17 protein-coding genes are annotated in these 16112 nt (G+C 39.4%); 5 read left to right on the top strand and 12 right to left on the bottom strand.

What is annotated here, in order from left to right; all coding sequences use genetic code 11:
* Window positions 1–13 precede the first annotated feature (13 nt).
* The 5 genes from O8C68_07745 to O8C68_07725 are packed head-to-tail and all read right to left on the bottom strand — an operon-like array spanning window position 14 to window position 6490.
* Entirely contained in the window at window positions 14–166 is a 153-nt protein-coding gene (locus O8C68_07745; protein MCZ7395693.1) for a hypothetical protein, read from the bottom strand.
* Between the two features lie 30 nt (window positions 167–196).
* Window positions 197–2566, bottom strand: coding sequence for a CRISPR-associated helicase Cas3' (cas3, locus tag O8C68_07740; GenBank protein ID MCZ7395692.1), 2370 nt, complete (start codon window positions 2564–2566; stop codon window positions 197–199).
* Window positions 2550–3230, bottom strand: coding sequence for a CRISPR-associated protein Cas5 (gene cas5 / locus O8C68_07735; GenBank protein ID MCZ7395691.1), 681 nt, complete (start codon window positions 3228–3230; stop codon window positions 2550–2552). The genes cas3 and cas5 overlap by 17 nt, the downstream gene beginning before the upstream one ends.
* 17 nt (window positions 3231–3247) lie before the next feature.
* Complete coding sequence (locus O8C68_07730) at window positions 3248–4432, bottom strand: CRISPR-associated protein (GenBank protein ID MCZ7395690.1); 1185 nt, start codon at window positions 4430–4432, stop codon at window positions 3248–3250.
* Window positions 4433–4444: 12 nt separating this feature from the next.
* On the bottom strand, window positions 4445–6490 hold the full coding sequence (locus O8C68_07725; protein ID MCZ7395689.1) for a hypothetical protein: 2046 nt from the start codon (window positions 6488–6490) through the stop codon (window positions 4445–4447).
* A gap of 320 nt (window positions 6491–6810) precedes the next feature.
* Between O8C68_07725 and O8C68_07720 the strand changes: the two genes are divergently transcribed.
* The 5 genes from O8C68_07720 to O8C68_07700 all read left to right on the top strand — a co-directional run bounded on the left by O8C68_07720 (window position 6811) and on the right by O8C68_07700 (window position 11139).
* Entirely contained in the window at window positions 6811–7623 is an 813-nt protein-coding gene (locus tag O8C68_07720; protein ID MCZ7395688.1) for a DUF6293 family protein, read from the top strand.
* Between the two features lie 30 nt (window positions 7624–7653).
* A complete protein-coding gene (locus O8C68_07715; protein MCZ7395687.1) occupies window positions 7654–7809 on the top strand; it encodes a hypothetical protein in 156 nt (51 codons plus the stop codon).
* Between the two features lie 164 nt (window positions 7810–7973).
* Window positions 7974–9140: a tRNA 4-thiouridine(8) synthase ThiI gene (thiI, locus tag O8C68_07710; protein ID MCZ7395686.1), complete on the top strand. Its 1167-nt coding sequence runs from the start codon at window positions 7974–7976 to the stop codon at window positions 9138–9140.
* A gap of 90 nt (window positions 9141–9230) precedes the next feature.
* Window positions 9231–10190, top strand: coding sequence for a hypothetical protein (locus O8C68_07705; protein ID MCZ7395685.1), 960 nt, complete (start codon window positions 9231–9233; stop codon window positions 10188–10190).
* A gap of 58 nt (window positions 10191–10248) precedes the next feature.
* Complete coding sequence (locus O8C68_07700; protein ID MCZ7395684.1) at window positions 10249–11139, top strand: pectinesterase family protein; 891 nt, start codon at window positions 10249–10251, stop codon at window positions 11137–11139.
* A 7-nt stretch (window positions 11140–11146) separates the two neighbouring features.
* On the opposite strand, the gene O8C68_07695 is transcribed toward O8C68_07700, so the two are convergent.
* From O8C68_07695 to O8C68_07665, 7 genes are all read right to left on the bottom strand, one after another.
* Window positions 11147–11914 carry a sugar phosphate isomerase/epimerase gene (locus tag O8C68_07695; protein ID MCZ7395683.1) on the bottom strand — a complete coding sequence of 256 codons (768 nt, stop codon included), beginning with the start codon at window positions 11912–11914 and terminating at the stop codon, window positions 11147–11149.
* Window positions 11915–12116: 202 nt separating this feature from the next.
* Window positions 12117–12377, bottom strand: a complete 261-nt coding sequence (locus O8C68_07690; GenBank protein ID MCZ7395682.1) for a hypothetical protein — start codon at window positions 12375–12377, stop codon at window positions 12117–12119.
* Window positions 12378–12455: 78 nt separating this feature from the next.
* Window positions 12456–12683, bottom strand: coding sequence for a winged helix-turn-helix domain-containing protein (locus O8C68_07685; protein ID MCZ7395681.1), 228 nt, complete (start codon window positions 12681–12683; stop codon window positions 12456–12458).
* A gap of 129 nt (window positions 12684–12812) precedes the next feature.
* Window positions 12813–13424 carry a TatD family nuclease-associated radical SAM protein gene (locus O8C68_07680; protein ID MCZ7395680.1) on the bottom strand — a complete coding sequence of 204 codons (612 nt, stop codon included), beginning with the start codon at window positions 13422–13424 and terminating at the stop codon, window positions 12813–12815.
* 42 nt (window positions 13425–13466) lie between these two features.
* Window positions 13467–14306 (bottom strand): type II methionyl aminopeptidase, encoded by an 840-nt coding sequence (gene map / locus O8C68_07675; protein MCZ7395679.1) that lies wholly within the window; start codon window positions 14304–14306, stop codon window positions 13467–13469.
* A complete protein-coding gene (locus tag O8C68_07670; GenBank protein ID MCZ7395678.1) occupies window positions 14303–15166 on the bottom strand; it encodes a DMT family transporter in 864 nt (287 codons plus the stop codon). The genes map and O8C68_07670 overlap by 4 nt, the downstream gene beginning before the upstream one ends.
* 79 nt (window positions 15167–15245) lie before the next feature.
* Window positions 15246–16067 (bottom strand): radical SAM protein, encoded by an 822-nt coding sequence (locus O8C68_07665; protein ID MCZ7395677.1) that lies wholly within the window; start codon window positions 16065–16067, stop codon window positions 15246–15248.
* Window positions 16068–16112: the final 45 nt, after the last annotated feature.

Genomic DNA, 16112 nt, shown 5'->3' with positions numbered 1-16112 from the left:
CAGATTGGTTGTTTCATGTTCTCCATATTTTTATTTCATCGTATTTATCATAAACATCATTTATAAGTCCGGCGCCGTCATGAAATCCCTGCGCGCCGTCTGTCGTGCTGCGCCGCGCCTGTGTGATGGGGAGGGCGGGGGCGAGGGGGAAAGTTTTCAGGATCATAATTACACTTTTGTATTTGTTAAGGATTTGTCATATTATGTATACGCTTGGGGGTGTTTTATAATTAAAACCAACATCTTCATCATAATATTTCGACTCAAGAAAATAAAAATCGCCTTTTCCTCGGTTTGCAATTTCATCTGGATTAAAATTATATGCATTCACCGAAATAGAATTCATTGCTATTTTGCTTGAAATGTTTTTAAGTTTTCTTCTTCGCTCCCATCGATCTATTTTTTCGTTAAATATTTGCTCAATTTCATTCTTCAAATCAGGTACGAATTTTTCAACAATCAAGTTATATTGTTTTAGATTTCCCCTTAACTCTGAACGAATATTGAACTTATTTGGTTTACCGTTTTTTTTGTATTCGTGGGATAAGTCAATTAAACATTCGGTCCTAGAGACTCCCAAATCTTTTCGGCGCAATTCAATAAAATATTGCTTTGCTAAGTCAAAAACCTTACTTTCTATAATTTCTTTCCCTTCTTTCTTTAAGACTTCATCTAAGATTTTAAGAGTTGCTCCAATAGATAATTCGTCATAAACCATTACATTAAATTCACCATTTGGACTGAAAGGACTCTTTGCATTTGGATCATATAATCGAATGATATCTACGGACTTGGTATTTTTTTCACCTTCACGGTTGCATCGTCCAGCAACTTGTATTATTGAATCTAACGGTCCTAAATCTCTAATAACGTAATCCATGTCAATATCCACACCAGCTTCAATACATTGGGTGGTTATAACTAAAGCGCGGTCTGAATTTTTTATTTTCTCGATTCTTTCCAATCTTTCTTTAGGTATTACATAAGATGAAAGAAAGTATGTTTCTCTGCCATCAGAATATTCTTTCAATTTTTCGTAAATTCTTTTTGCACAATCTCTCGTATTGAGGACAAACATAATTTTATTTTCTTTTAAATTTTTAAGCTCAGTTTTCATTTCTTCAATAAAATCATCTATGGCTTTGGGCTCCTTATGTTTCAATATTAGTTTATAGCGAGATAATTTTTCAAAATATCTTTCAGGTCCTTTAACTAATTCTCCTACCTTTTTGTCAGTAACTATTTCGATGGCATTATCTAAAAAACGAGGTTGTGTAGCTGACATAACAAGAAGATAACTATTTCCAATTTCGGTTATGTATTTTATAAAAGTGTTAAATGGATTCCATAAGTGGGGAGGCAAAGCCTGTATTTCATCCATAATAATTATGCTGTTCATCAAATTATGAAAGCGCATAAGGTGTTTTGGTTTGAAACTTAAAAAAGTATATAAAAGTTGATCGAAGGTGGTCATGATTATTTGGGATTTCCAAATATTAATAAAAAACTCTGCTGCGTTTTGTTCATAGCCATTAAACTCAAAAGGCGAAAGAGAGTGCGTTTTTAGAAAAATATCCTCATTTGGATTGCCTAGGAATTCTTCATAAGTCTTAGCCGATTGATCTATTATAGAAAGAAAAGGTAGCGCAACAATTACCTGAGGAAGGAAACCGTCTTTTTCATTTATTTTTTCTCTTAATTTTAACGCCCAGGAAGCAGCCAATAAAGTTTTACCCATTCCGGTTGGCAAAGTAAGAGAATATATGCGATTGTCTAAATTAATATTGTTTATTTGGTTATTTACTTCAAAAGAGGCTTCTTCACGGTCTTTATTTATTATTCCAGTTTTATTTTTAAATTTATTTATTTTAAAATTATCCACTGTAGATTTATCTATGCTTATTGCTTTTCGCTGATATAATTCCTTGTCTTTAACTGCCAAATAAGCTTTATCGGCTTCAAGAAGCAATGAATAAATAAAAAGAGTCAATAATCGAAATTTAATTTTTTGTTCCGACGAACATCTATCAACATCAAATAATAAGTCTTCAATTTTGCAATCAACATCTAATGGATTAGGCGGGTAATCATTAATAGACAATCCAATGTTTTTTAAGTCGGATAGTTCTAAAATCTCTTTGTGAAACGATTTTATGCGTAATTCCATAGCACCATCATTTGGCAATGATTTAGAAAATTCGGAATGATGGCACTTAATCGCAATAAGTGGCGCTAATGCAATATAACCCTCAAGTTTATTTTCTTTGCAATAATCCATGATAGGCTTATAAGCGAGGATGGTCGATAACCCTGTATGCTGATGTTCACCATTTGGAGCCTTTTTTCCCGTTGATAATCGATTCTGAAAATATGGCGTAGCTTTTCCTATGTCATGAAAGAATCCGGTTCTTTTAATAAGTTCTTTAATATGTGTTTTGGAAATTCCAAGTTTTGAAAAATCCACTTTTTTATTTTCTAATAGGTTGATTGCTATATCTGCGACCTGAGATAAATGACTCTCAAGTGGTAAATCAGGATGTGATTTAATATTAGAAAACTGGTACATATTTATCCGACTCTGGAATTTTCACTACATGTCGTACATTTTTTAAAGGGATGGTACCAGCATCAAGGTTAATTGTGAAAACACCATGCTCGAAGTTGCGTGGTGGCAAAATTCCTTTAATTCCTTGAAATTCGGTTAATCTTATTGAATCTGAGGTTAATTTGGAAAAATCCAACTCACCATGTACTCCTCGAATGAAAGCACCATTAGCATTTACATCTATGCCTTCGACAAAATCTGCATCAGTTAAATCGCTTACTTCAAAATCGGTACTTGCAATAAATTGTGCTAATCCAAGATATGGTGTATATACAGGTTCCTGATACGACAATACCTTTTGAATATCTCTAATGGAATCCTCCTCTCCGAGAAGATATATTCTATATCTTGGTTTAACTACCACTTCAACAGAAGTTCTTGAAGAATCTTTATTTGAAGAGCTTCCAGGAAAACCTTGTCTGGCGAGGTAAGGAATAGCTATTGTTCTGTATTCACCGAGTATTTCGACACCACATTTGAACTTTTGATAGAGGCTCAGATTGTCCTTATCTATACCCAATACAGCACCAATAAAGCCCAATATTGCCGTTTTAGTGGGGCAAGGTTGAGTGAGTCGATAAACATTCGTAAAGGGTATACAGAAATGGGCGAACCTCCCCTGCATACAAAAAGATATGATTTTCATTTTGTTTCCGGCGCTTTATCAAAATCGATATCTGTAAGTTCAAATATATTGTTAACTAATTCTTTTGGTAGTCCTTCTTTAAATTCCTTTAAGGATATTAGCCCATAGGAAGCAAATTTAATAGAATCCACAGATTCTTTTTTTGAGTCAATTTTATTGAAGAATCCAGTTAAATCAATAGTAAAGTCATCTATACTTCTATAACTTTCTTCTTCTATGGTTTTTCCAACTTTCTCATCAAATTTCGGCTTCAATCCAACACTATTCACTAGATCACCGAAATGAAATGGCTTGTTATATTCTATGTCTATCAACAGTCTTGGAACTTGATTTTTACTTCGAGTATGACGTTCACGAGTTCCACGCCAGAGAGTTTTTAGGAATAAATCGTGATCTTCAGCAGTTAAACCCGTAAATTTCGCCGCATTTTCATTTGCTATGGCACTGGTTGCAAACAAACCATACTCGATGCAATGAGTGTCACCAATAATCCCAGCTTCTTTCTCTTCCTTACTTCCCATTACACTCGTAATTTGCTTGTTGGATTGAACTACACGATGAAGAGAAGTACCAATTTCTATCTGAATTGGCCCTGTGATAGGTCCTCCTAAAGGATTTAACTCTTTTTCCAATGCAAGCACGCTTCCAAACATTCGTAGATCTGAAAATGCGCCGCAGAGATAAGCTCTTAAATCTTTAATTATTCCACTTTGAAGTGTCTCAATATCGATATCTTTATTAATTAATATCTTTTTCAATTTATCTTTATCTTCTTTTTTGGAACTTATTATTGTTTTTAAAGTTGCAGGTGAAGGTTTTTCATTAAAGGATTTATAAGGTTCTAATGTTTTGTCCAATTTGCCTTCAGCATGTTTTTCAACTATATCTTTTAATTTTTTGATTTTCTCGGCTGTACCGAATAGATAGTTTGAAATTCTATCAGTTAATGTTACGGTCTCTGATGCATCATCTCCAAGTTTAGTAACAAGAATACTATTTAATCCATATTTAGTTGTGATAAAATTTCTTATCGACCTCTTAATGCATACGTCTGTGATATCGCATCGCTTGGTATGCCTATCAATACGTGGTTCATTCCCATTGGGGTCTCCATTTGGGTTACTCTTTCGTGCATCCCATAAAAAAAGGGTTTCGTGCCTATTTTTTAAGTGATTATTCATATTCTTTCCTCCTTATGTAGTTACAGCGTTCGCTTTTTTATCATCCTTTTTCATATAAATGAAATCTCTACCTACCGCCCAACCGTGACAAAAAGCTACCAAAGCCAATCTGTCGTTATCACATTTTCCTTTATCAAAATGGGCAACAGCTTTCATAAGCTCCTGCAGCCTCGGGCTTGAAACAATCTTTTCCTTATTTGTGATATAATTCAGGGCTTTTGGATATATATCCTGCAATATATCATTATATTTCAAACTCATCGTTCCAAGCCAATTATATGCAGCAAGTCGGCTGTTTTCTTTCTGCAAATTTTCAGCATAAGAAAATAGACATCCAACAAAGAATGGAGCCAGATATTGGCTGTCTTTGAATAATGGATGCATTTCAACAAACTTGCCTAAATTTGGCATAGCAGTGAATTCAAACTGTGTTTTGTCTGACATGGTTTTCACCTCCTTTTTGTATCGATTATTGTTTTCTTTTAGTTGTTCAAAAAAAACAAATAAAGACAAGAGATTACCAATATAATTGTCACGAGCATACTTGTCATTGCTATCTTCTTTTGCTTTGCGAGTTGTTTTTATAGCGGAGACCAAATTACTAAAACAATCTTCTGCAATCTCTCCACAAAAAATCTCCTGCCCATAAAAAATTGCCCTTAAATATCTCTCTACCTCTGGTCGAGTATTACTTCTATCCTTCTTTTTTTCCTCCCATGAAGGATAAAAGATTTGTTTCAATATATAAAAATCATCTTGAATCTTCCAAGAACACTGCCATACCCTACCAGTTAAATCCCACATTTCATTTAATCGTTTATTTGAATTTTGTATCGCATCAGCGATTTTAGAAAGTCTACTTGGTAAAACATCTGGAAAGATAACATTAATTTTATCGAGCCTTCTTACATTTGTTGAGTCACCTTTTGTTATAATGGCATCCCCAAAGGCGAAAGTTACTGTAGCATATGAAGGCAATTTCCCAAGACGATAAACCAGCCTTTCTTCTGTAGAGGCAATTTTTTGTTTTGGAGAATCCCATAAATTTTTTAGGTTTTCATACAATCTTAATTTTTCCGTATCGTCCTTTGGCATCAATTTAATAGACGGTAATACTAAACACTCATCACCACCCAATTTTCTGGTTAATGAAGCCAAAAGTTGCTGTTTAAAAATATATAATATATCTGAACAACCTCTGCATAAACGAAAAGAGGCATCGGGTTCGTATTTAAACGATAAATGACATTTATCTGTTGTTTGATAAAAAGATAGTTCTGCCGGCACAGCCCATTGATTTAAAAGTGGTTTTTCACATTGACATGAGGGACAAACTCCTATCAATTTTTGTTCCTTAATAACTTCTGAAGTAATCCTATTTTTAAATAAGTCCGTTCCTTTTTGGATTCCTGAACGCAATCTTACAAATAATAAATAACGGCGGAATAATTCATATTCTCCAATTGGTTTATTATCAATAGTCAATCCTACAAATACGGAATCCTTCGCTGGGAATTTTTCTTTTACATCTTGGTCTATTTTCTCTTTATTAACTTTTAAAACTTCAACTACACCTTGCAGCCAATCTCTTGAATCTATATTTTTTTCATCCCAAAATAATGGTCCTACTGTCTTCAGTTTCCCTTTTTTCTTTGTATCCTCTTTAATAAAGCAATAATCTTCCAATATAGTTTCAAGCGGATCTATAAAATCTGATGCTGAGAAATCTCCTTTTTTAGAATAGATTTTGTGTGGTGTGCTTCTAACCTTATCGCTCTTTGCCCCGCCCGAACCTTGCCAAAATAAATGAGCTGTCCAATCTTCAATTGCACCAATTTCAACGTAATCTTTAATTTCATAGGTTTTCGCTTTGATGTCAATATCGACAAATAAAGCATATTTGCATTTATTTGGGATTGCATCTGCAAGCACTTTAATATTTTCTAACGATGCATTTGTAATCAATTCGTCATGAAAAACTTCCCATGTTTGGTCAGCGGGGAGCACTTCTTTATTCTGTAAATACAATTCAGTAAGTTGTTTAATATCTCTCAACATTATATCACTTCTCCCGCCCCCTCCTCCTCATGCTCCTCCCGCGCCCCATCGGCGGGCTTTGCGCCATTGGTTTCGATACCTGTATTCAAGTTATTATCACCATGCTCCCTCAATGCAGTTAATCTGCGTTCATCTGCGTTTATCTGCGGTTCGTTTTTCTGTTTTGATTAGAACACTTATCTCTTTATATACATAACCAAAGCGGTGCGAAAGTATTCCGCGCCGCAGGAATAAACACTCTAATTTTGCGCTCCCTATATTTCAATTTTCCGCCGTTACATTTATTTGTAACGTTACCAATGTTACTAACCTGACAGAATATGGAACTAACAGGACAGAAAAAAGTACACATCGTACCTATGGGCTACGAGATAGACCGCATCGAAACTCCGCTGCGCGACATTGGCGCTGACAGGGTTTACATAATAACGGATGAGGAAGAGAAAGATATAGGAAAATTGTATCTCAAAGAACTCACCGGCAGGATAGAAAAGCTGGTGAGAGAGAAGGAACTTATCATCCTCTCCTGTCCTATCTGGGACTTCCGCAGGCAGATGTCGCTGCTCTGCGAACTTGTGCGGAAAGAAAAAGCAGCCGGCAACTTTGTCTACATCAACCTCTCATCAGGGAGCAAACTCTCAGCAATAGCAGGCACCCTCGCCTCGCTCATGTACGGCGCCGTGCCGTATTATGTCCAGGCAGAGAAGTATAATATCGAGCATCCCGACATCGAAGGCGGGAAGATTATAGGAATCACCAGCGGCGTTAAAAGAATACTAAAGATACCCACATACACAATCGAGCCGCCGATGGACGAACTTATTCACGCGCTTGCAATACTTTCTGAGCACGGTGGAAGAATATCCCAGAAAGAGTACATTTTCGAGCTTGAAAAACGAGGTCTTATAAAAGATGCTACTGGAAAGCGAGGAAAGAATAAAGAAATAACCAAAAAAGGATATGCGAAAGCAAAGAGGCAGTTTTTTGAAAAACTCGAAGATAAGGAGTGGACTGTTAAAAAGGGGAAGGGGCGCTCGTCGTATATAGAAATTACCGAAGAAGGGAAAAATACAGTTGAGACATTCATAAACGTCGCAACGATAGGAATTAAGATACACCAACAAGAAAAATAAAGATAACACTTATTATGCTTCAAGTCCTGAATGTTTTTAGCGCACTTTCTTGTAGAACGGCTCAAGCTCCCTGAACAACCCAGGGTCATCGAAGAAGTGCTTGAAATAATAGACGCCGCCGAGCTTGAAGATGTTAATACAGGGACGCTTTTCAGTTATATCGAAAGATGGTATCCCCTCTCCTAAATGAACTGGTGTCACCCTTGGGCCTATTTTTGTTTAAGAAAAGTTTTTACGTAAATACAATCTAGAATAGTCCATTCTTTGTTTCCTCTTATTCGAAAGAATTTAAGGTAAGTAATTGAATTAGATTCCAAGTTCCAAATCAATAAAAAAATGGTGAAAAGATATTGAAAAATACTGACGTGATTTTAGTCAGGTACGACGAACTTGCCCTGAAAAGCAAAAGAGTCAGGGCGCGGTATGAGCAGATACTTGTAAAGAACATAAAAGCAATGCTCAATGCAGATGGCAGTTCATATTCCGATGTCACTAAGGAGATGGGCAGGGTTTTCATACATTCCGGCGATGCCGGCGCAGCAAAAAGTGCAGCAAAAGTATTCGGCGTGGTCTCGGCAAGCCCTGCTTTTACCTGCGAGCCAACACTTGAATCATCAGCAGAATTATGTGCTGTTGTGGCAGCAAACATCATACAGGAAGGGCAGTCCTTCGCGATAAGGGCTCGGCGGGCGGGAACTCATGATTTTACATCCCGCGATGTAGCCATAGCCTGCGGGAATGCGGTATTTCAAAAGGTAAATAAAACTATCAAGGTAGACCTTGACTGCCCTGATGTTGAGATCTTCGTAGAGATGCGGCAGGATAAAGCGTATGTTTTCACCGAATCGATAAAAGGCGTTGGAGGCTTGCCTATGGGAACCCAGGGCAGGATGGTTGCACTCATCTCAGGAGGCATAGACTCACCTGTGGCTGCCTGGTTAATGATGAAAAGAGGGTGCGAGATAGTACCCCTGTATCTCAATAACGAGCCTTTTTCAGATGAGACCACGCGTGAGAGGGCAATGCAGTGCATCGATGTTCTCCAGAGATGGGCGCCGCAGAAAAAGTTCACCATTTATGAAGCAAAGCATGGCGATAACCTGCTTGCTTTCCTTACCAATTGCGACAACAGGCTGAATTGCGTATTGTGCAGGCGGATGATGTACAGGATAGCGGGAGAGGTTTTAAAACTGCAGAATGCTCACGGAATAATCACAGGTTCCTCGCTCGGTCAGGTGGCATCCCAGACCTCACAGAACATGCTGGCTGAGATGTACGGCATGGAATACCCGATTTATCATCCCCTCATAGGGCTTGATAAGCTTGAGATTACAGAGCTTGCAAGGAAAATAGGCACGTTTGAACCCTCAACCAAGCCGGCAACCTGCTGCATGGCTGTGCCGGAATATCCCTCCACAGCGGCTAAACCAGAGGAGGTGCTGCAAGCAGAGAAGCTGATAGATGTGCCTTCTCTTGTTGATTCAGCGATGAAGACTATTAAGAAATTCTCCCGTTAAGCTGTCTTACAATTATTACATCATAATAATTATAATATACATGGGAAACGTTTTTAAACAATGATACCGATACACAGTATCGGTGATTTGATGAATAAAATAGTTCCGGTCATATTACTAATCCTTATTGCAGTAGTGTTGTCAGGTTGCGCTGGTTCGACTCCTCCGAGTGAAAATGCTCCGGCGCAGGTGCAAAAGATAGAACATGCAAATACCAACCTTGACGGAAAGATCGTGGACGTGAAATTTTATCCTCCTGATGTCAGAGCTGGAGAAAATGTGAGCGCTGAACTCATTGTAGCTAATACTGGAACTGAAACAATTAAAAGCGAGTCTGTTGAAATTAAAGTTAAAGTAAAGACGCTGGAAGATTCCCTGGCAAACCTGTACTTAAAAACGATGAGCGATGAGAAGAAAACGAGAACTTTGGATCCCATCGATTTTGATATGGAAATCATGCCAGGGACAAATAAACCAATCAGTGCGGTTTTCCATTCAATTAAGGAGATGGAAGGACGCAGCCTTGCGGGCACGTATGACATCACACTCACCTTATCCGTAAACGGAGAACAGGTAGAGTCACTCGTGCTCCCGATAACACTCCATTCGGGTACGCCCAGGGTATTCACGCCCACACCGACGCCTTCTCCTACCCCGACACCCAGTCCTGCGCCTACCCCGATTCCCACAATCACAGAAACCCCAAAGCCTACACCCACACCTACCCCAACGCCCACGCCTACACCCGTGGTCGTTGCTACACCGACAGGTGTGCTTGTTCCTGCAAGGGTTATGAGTTCCATAGTCTATCCCACCAGTCTCCAGATAAATGCCGGTGACGAAGTGATATGGGACAACAGGGACGAGGATATCTCCTACACGATAACTGAGATGGATAAAAAAATGGGCAATATAACCCTGCCTGAGGACGGAAAAGCAAAATATATATTCAATACGACAGGTGATTACAGCTTCGGTCTGTATTACAACCTGATGAAGGGAGCCCCGAGTATCCAGAATATAAGTGTTAGAGTTAATGCAAGTAAGTGAGCTTGCATTAATTCACAATCTTTTTAATGTCGAAGAACGAATTAAGATCGGTGAGATTATGGTATCCAATAAAATCCTTATCAGTATATGCGTTATATGGCTGAGCATCGGATTCGCAAACGCAGCCACTCTTAACGTGGGGCAGGGGCAGACATACACCACCATCCAGTCTGCAATAGATGCAGCAAAGACGGGCGATGTTATTTCTGTCAGTGAAGGCACATACTCTGAGAACATCGTTGTAAAAATGAACGGGATTACAATTACGGGACAGAACAAAGAAAAGACCATCATTGACGGCAAAAAAACCGGCAGTGTGATCAGGATAGACCAGGCAAACGATGTCAAAGTCAGCGGATTCACAGTCCAGAATAGCGGCGGGAGCGGTCAGTCTGACGGCGGGATGAGCCTCTATCGGGCAAATAACAATGAGATTGCAAATATGATTCTTGTGAACAATGCCGTAGGTATTTCGATATACCAGGGAAGCAACAGCAACATTGTTTCAGGGAATGACATAAAATCGAATGGAAAATACGGCGTTTTTGTTTTCGCATCCAATGATAATAAGATATACAATAATAATATTCAGGGCAATGGATTCGGGTTTTATGGTGATACAGCCCGTACAAACCAAATTTACTCGAATAATTTCATTGACAATACCAACCAGGCTTATGACAACAGCGGCATGAACTCATGGGATGACGGTAAATCCGGCAATTACTGGAGTAAATATGTAATTTTGGGCGGGGCTAATGCAAAGGATAATTTCCCGCTTCCAAAACCCGTTACAATTAAAGAAGAGGCAATTAGCACGCCAGCCCAACAAAATACACCAGCAGGAGCTACATCGGCAGCAACCGGAAAATCCTCACCTGGCTTCACAGGTATCGTGGTCATAGTTTCATTGATCGCGATAGGGATATTAAGAAGGAAAAGAGGGTAGATTTATTTCACCTGAATATCGATTCCAGATACTTTCTTTCCCCGATTAATTCCCTGATTTTATCCTTTCTCGACAGAGGCTTGGAGTATACCTTGTCATCAATCTCGATGGTAAGGTCATTTTTATAGCCCGAATCCCGAAGCCTTCGCAATACCCTGTCCATTTTCTTCTCGCGGTTCGAAGGATAATGCGGCTTTCCATCGTGTGCGGCTCCGATATGCACATTGATAATCCTATCACCGAGTTCATCTATAAACGAGAGGGGGGTTTTGGGAGAATCCAGGAAAGCATGCACCAGATCGAAGGTGAAAAAAAGCCCTGGGAATCCATTTAAAACTTCTTTCATTTCATTCGGCAATGAGCACATGGAAGAAACACCAGGCGTGCTGTTTTCAAGTGCAAGAGCAACACCAAGAGCATCTGCTCTCTTCTTACACACCTTCAAATATTTCATGAATTTCTCCCTGTCCTCATTGGTAGGAACGCGGTGAACAGTCCTTTTACCGGGATGAATCGTAACCAGCCTTGCCCCGAGAGTATCTGCAAGCTCAAGAGACCATAATGTTTCCTTGATAGTGGCTTCATGTACGAGCTCGTTATACGATGAGGGGTTTAAATCCAGAATCGGGGCATGCAATGTGCACCCATGCGGCATCATGGATATTGCTTCTACCAGGGAAGCGACAGCTGTCTCGTCATTTCTGTTCATCCAGAAAAAAGGGGTCTCTGCCCAGAATTCAATGCTTTCGATGCCTGCCTCTAACAGTATTTCCATTATATCACAGATGCTGTATTCCCACAGAAACAGAGATGCACACGATAACCTCATTCTGACACCAATGGATATATTGGATTGATGCATTATTATTGTTTTCAATCACAGCCATAAATCAAAACTCATAATCCAGGCATTTAAAAGTATTTTTGATACAGAATTTAATAGAAAATTCGGAAAAAGAGGGAGTAACTGATCTGCCCTATTCTCTTGTGAAATATAATAGTATGCTCAATGCTACAAACTCAAGCGCGTCAGGGATTACTACATATATTGGATTATAGCCCAACAGATTAATTATAATCGGGTACACCTGTTGGGGAGGCGGGCTTGCGATTATAAGCAGCAGCATGATAGCCCGTGAAACGCTCTGCAACAGGAGCGCGATTGTGAAGATTATCAGACCGAGAGTAAAATTAGACTTGATTTTACTGTAAATCTCAAAATATGAAACTAAAAGCACAAGCAGTAATACGATGTTACCTGCTGTGATGTAATATGCAATCTCTGTTATCTGAATAATGCTTCCTCCTTCGTATGTTCATTTACTTTGCTTATCAATTTTTTCCCAAATCTGGTTAAACTCATTTAAATTCGCCTCCATAGCCTTGGAAAGGAAATACATAGCTCCGTATTTGTCACCTTCCATTGTGATTACTCCGTTTTTGACAAGAATATCAAGATGGTGCCTGATTGTTTTGTAATCCATATTCATAGCCTCAGTTAATTGATTTGCATTGTAAGGTCTATCAATAAGCAGCTTCAGGATTAATGCACGGGTATGCCCTCCGCGTGTTCCTGCAATCAGATACCATAGTAGTTTCTTCAGGGATTCTCCTCCTACCCGATTAATCTGGATAAATGAATATCTTATAATTATAGCTTATGGTAAAAAAGTTTATACTGGACCACCGTATCCTCTGACCTTAAGATCAGCACAATATTCTTTCGCAATCATCTCACATTTTTTAATATCCACCACTGGCAGGTTTACCACCGTGAATCGAAGTTCCATTGCGGATTTTGAAACATCACGAGCAAACTCAAGCATTTTTTCATATGCCTTTATGTATTTCGGGTCGCACAATTGATTATATGTTTCTGCATCCTGGGCATTCAGGCTAATGGATACGACCTTCATGCCCGATTCTGCAAGCTCCCGGGCTACATTCCTATCAGGATACAGGAGTTTGGCATGCCCTATGGTATCCAGCCTCACAGGAATTCCACGGGTTGCAAGCCATTTTGTGATTTCAAGGACATCATCCAGGCGTATTAGTGGTTCCCCAAAGCCCGTAAAGACAACTTCCCTGTAGTTTGAGAGATCGTACTCTGAAAGTTTTTTTAAAATTTCTGATAGTTTGGGTTCCTTTGAAAGCCGCAGATTATAGCCATAAACCCCATCAGAATACCGCTTGAGGCAAAAAACGCATTCGGCAGTGCACCTGTTTGTAATGTTGAGATACAGGTTGCCGTGAGCCTCGTAAACGATAGTGTCTTTTTCTTTCATTTTCACATATCAATAATATGTCTTATAGCATATTACTTTTCCTCACCTTGTTATTACCTCGCAACCCTCTTCGTTGGCTATCACGGTATGTTCAGACTGTGCGACAATCTCACCGCCTGCCTCGATCAATTCGAAGTATTCCCTCAGCCCTCTGCGATCCTTGCCGTTTATTTCAGGAATCCACCGCAAGGTGAAAGGTAGCGTTCCAAATCTCTTCCTGATTTCCCCTCTTTCTTTCCCCTCAACCCTGCCGCTCAGGGCAAAAATATGCGGTTTTCCATGTTTGATATTACCTTTACCATAGGTTGCAAAAGGTTCGATTGCAAAAACCATATCCTTCTTTATCTTATTGCTGAAAAAGCTCTTATAATTTGGAATAGTTACGCCTGCATGCAGTTTATACCTCTCAAGGCTGTGTCCTGTGAGATCCTTCACAGGATTGAAACCGTGTTTCTTAATAGTTTCTTCGATAATCTTCCCTACGGCACCTGTCTGTGCCCTGTCTTTGATGGATGCAATTGCTTTTTCAAGTGCTTCATCGCAAGCCAGAATCAGCCTGGCATGGTTCTTCGTCCCTATCTCGAGAGTTACGGCAGTATCTGCAATATAGCCGTCTATGTGGGCCCCGATGTCAATTTTGACAACGTCTCCTTTCTTAAAACGAGGCACATAGTCCTCAGGCGTGTAATGGGAGGCGATCTCATTGATGGAAATGTTGCAGGGAAATGCGGGCTTTGCGCCCAGGGCTTCTATCCTGTTCTCAACATATTCTGCTACTTCAAGTAAAGGGATATCTTCTTTTACCCTGAATTGCGCTTCTTTTCGGACTTTTGAGGCAATTTTCCCTGCTTCAAGGTAGCATCCATGAATTATATCGTTCATTTATCCCTGGTAACTAATGCAGCTCCTGCCAATATAAGTGCACCGCCTATTATTTCAAGACCCTGGATTTTTTCGTTCAGAATAAGAGATGCTAAAATAACTGCGCTTACAGGTTCTATTAATCCCAGAATGCTGGCGCTCGATGCCCTTACTTTTTTCAAGCCGTTAAAATAAAGGGACACAGCAAGTATGGTCGGGAATATCGCAAGAAGTATGAGATAATTCATATTGCTGATAACCACATTCAGAGGTACCGGGCTTATGGGCAAAAGAATCAGCGCTGCTATTATGAAACCCCAGAATGCCTGTGCGTATCCTGAATATTGCAAGCTCAGGTATTTTGAGGTCATTATCTGGAAAGCGTATGCGATACCCGACACTATCCCTGCTATTATCCCGATTGAATAACTTGAAAATTCAAGTTTTCCCGGGTCTACGATGAGATAAATGCCTGCAAGTGCTAAAAAAAGAGCTATTATCCCTTTTTTAGTCGGTCTTTCTTTCAAAAGCCAGGGAGAAAATAGAGTAATATATACGGGCGCTGTGTAAAGCAATAAAACCGCAACAGCAATGGAGGCGTTCAATAATGATATAAAATATGCCAGCATTGTACCTGCCTGCAGAATTGCGAAGAGCACCAGGTAAAATTTCCTGTCTTTGAGCTTTATCATACCAAGGTTTCCGGAAATCAACAAAGTAACAAAGAATATAATGGATGCAAAGGTGACCCTGTAAAAAATAATGCTCTGCGCTGGCATTCCATGTATCATCTTTGCAAGTATTCCGGCAAAGCCCCACAGTACTGAGGCAGTGATTATTTCTCCGTATCCGGAAAAGGCGGCGCGCTTTGGGAAATTCATCAGTTTCTGAATAGTCTGTGACGCAAAATACCTTGCTGAAAAGATTGGCGGCGTTGCCAGGGCCACAGGAAGCGAATTTCTATATAATTTTTTCCTCTCCTTTTTCCCTTGTCCTTACCCTGACATCCTTCAAAAATGACACACTTTTAGCCAGAGCTACCAGCTCTTCTCTTGTAAAAGGCTTCTCTTGTCTTATTTTTTTATCCAGAGCATATTCAGGAATGCCCTGCTGGATGACGTAAGTACAATCGTGTCCTTTAAGAAATTTAGCCACTCCTGAAACATCAGCAAAAGACCGGAAAACTGTAGTCCTGACTTCGATAGAAACATTCTTAAGATTAAATGACTGATGAGCGCGTTCGGCTGCATCTTCAATCCCACCAGTTATCGTGCTGTAACTTTGTGCATCATCGAGCGGAGCTTTGATATCAAGGAAAATTTTATCCAGAAGTTTTTTCTCAATCAAACTGGAAAGTCGTTCAGGATAATATCCATTGGTCTCAATTCCTACAAGCAGCCCATGATCTTTTGCGAATCTAGCGAGGCGTTCCAATCCTTCGAAATGCGAAGGCGTTGTAGGTTCACCGCCTGAGAAAACTACCGCGCTTATGAAGCTCTTTGCGTCAAGTATCTGTTTTTCGATATCTTCCATATCGACAACATTCCCTTTCTTGAAGAGAGGCTCTAACGGGCTCGAGACTATCTTATTTTTTCCTTTTTTCATCCTTCCTTTTTTTTCCCTGAAGAAAGGCACAAGCGGGTTCGACATACGGATGAATTCGTTATTTGAGCAATAAAGGCATTTGAAATTACAGCCGTTGAAGAAAACAACCGACACTGACCTGCCATACCAGTCTATTGTCGATATAGGGATAATTAAACCGCTAAAAATCAATTTCATTTTCTCCTTATCAAAAAGATTATGAGTCAATAAACTAATTTCATA

It is taken from the genome of Candidatus Methanoperedens sp. (assembly GCA_027460525.1).
Classification (GTDB): domain Archaea; phylum Halobacteriota; class Methanosarcinia; order Methanosarcinales; family Methanoperedenaceae; genus Methanoperedens.
The sequence above is the reverse complement of the archived record's forward strand: the minus strand, read 5'-3'. Positions and strand labels throughout refer to the sequence as shown.

What these genes read in the sequence shown, in the direction of transcription:
- O8C68_07745 (MCZ7395693.1), bottom strand. Translation starts at nt 166, where the DNA reads ATGATCCTGAAAACTTTCCCCCTCGCCCCCGCCCTCCCCATCACACAG.
- cas3 (MCZ7395692.1), bottom strand. Translation starts at nt 2,566, where the DNA reads ATGTACCAGTTTTCTAATATTAAATCACATCCTGATTTACCACTTGAG.
- cas5 (MCZ7395691.1), bottom strand. Translation starts at nt 3,230, where the DNA reads ATGCAGGGGAGGTTCGCCCATTTCTGTATACCCTTTACGAATGTTTAT.
- O8C68_07730 (MCZ7395690.1), bottom strand. Translation starts at nt 4,432, where the DNA reads ATGAATAATCACTTAAAAAATAGGCACGAAACCCTTTTTTTATGGGAT.
- O8C68_07725 (MCZ7395689.1), bottom strand. Translation starts at nt 6,490, where the DNA reads ATGTTGAGAGATATTAAACAACTTACTGAATTGTATTTACAGAATAAA.
- O8C68_07720 (MCZ7395688.1), top strand. Translation starts at nt 6,811, where the DNA reads ATGGAACTAACAGGACAGAAAAAAGTACACATCGTACCTATGGGCTAC.
- O8C68_07715 (MCZ7395687.1), top strand. Translation starts at nt 7,654, where the DNA reads ATGTTTTTAGCGCACTTTCTTGTAGAACGGCTCAAGCTCCCTGAACAA.
- O8C68_07705 (MCZ7395685.1), top strand. Translation starts at nt 9,231, where the DNA reads ATGAATAAAATAGTTCCGGTCATATTACTAATCCTTATTGCAGTAGTG.
- O8C68_07700 (MCZ7395684.1), top strand. Translation starts at nt 10,249, where the DNA reads ATGGTATCCAATAAAATCCTTATCAGTATATGCGTTATATGGCTGAGC.
- O8C68_07695 (MCZ7395683.1), bottom strand. Translation starts at nt 11,914, where the DNA reads ATGGAAATACTGTTAGAGGCAGGCATCGAAAGCATTGAATTCTGGGCA.
- O8C68_07680 (MCZ7395680.1), bottom strand. Translation starts at nt 13,424, where the DNA reads ATGAAAGAAAAAGACACTATCGTTTACGAGGCTCACGGCAACCTGTAT.
- map (MCZ7395679.1), bottom strand. Translation starts at nt 14,306, where the DNA reads ATGAACGATATAATTCATGGATGCTACCTTGAAGCAGGGAAAATTGCC.
- O8C68_07670 (MCZ7395678.1), bottom strand. Translation starts at nt 15,166, where the DNA reads ATGAATTTCCCAAAGCGCGCCGCCTTTTCCGGATACGGAGAAATAATC.
- O8C68_07665 (MCZ7395677.1), bottom strand. Translation starts at nt 16,067, where the DNA reads ATGAAATTGATTTTTAGCGGTTTAATTATCCCTATATCGACAATAGAC.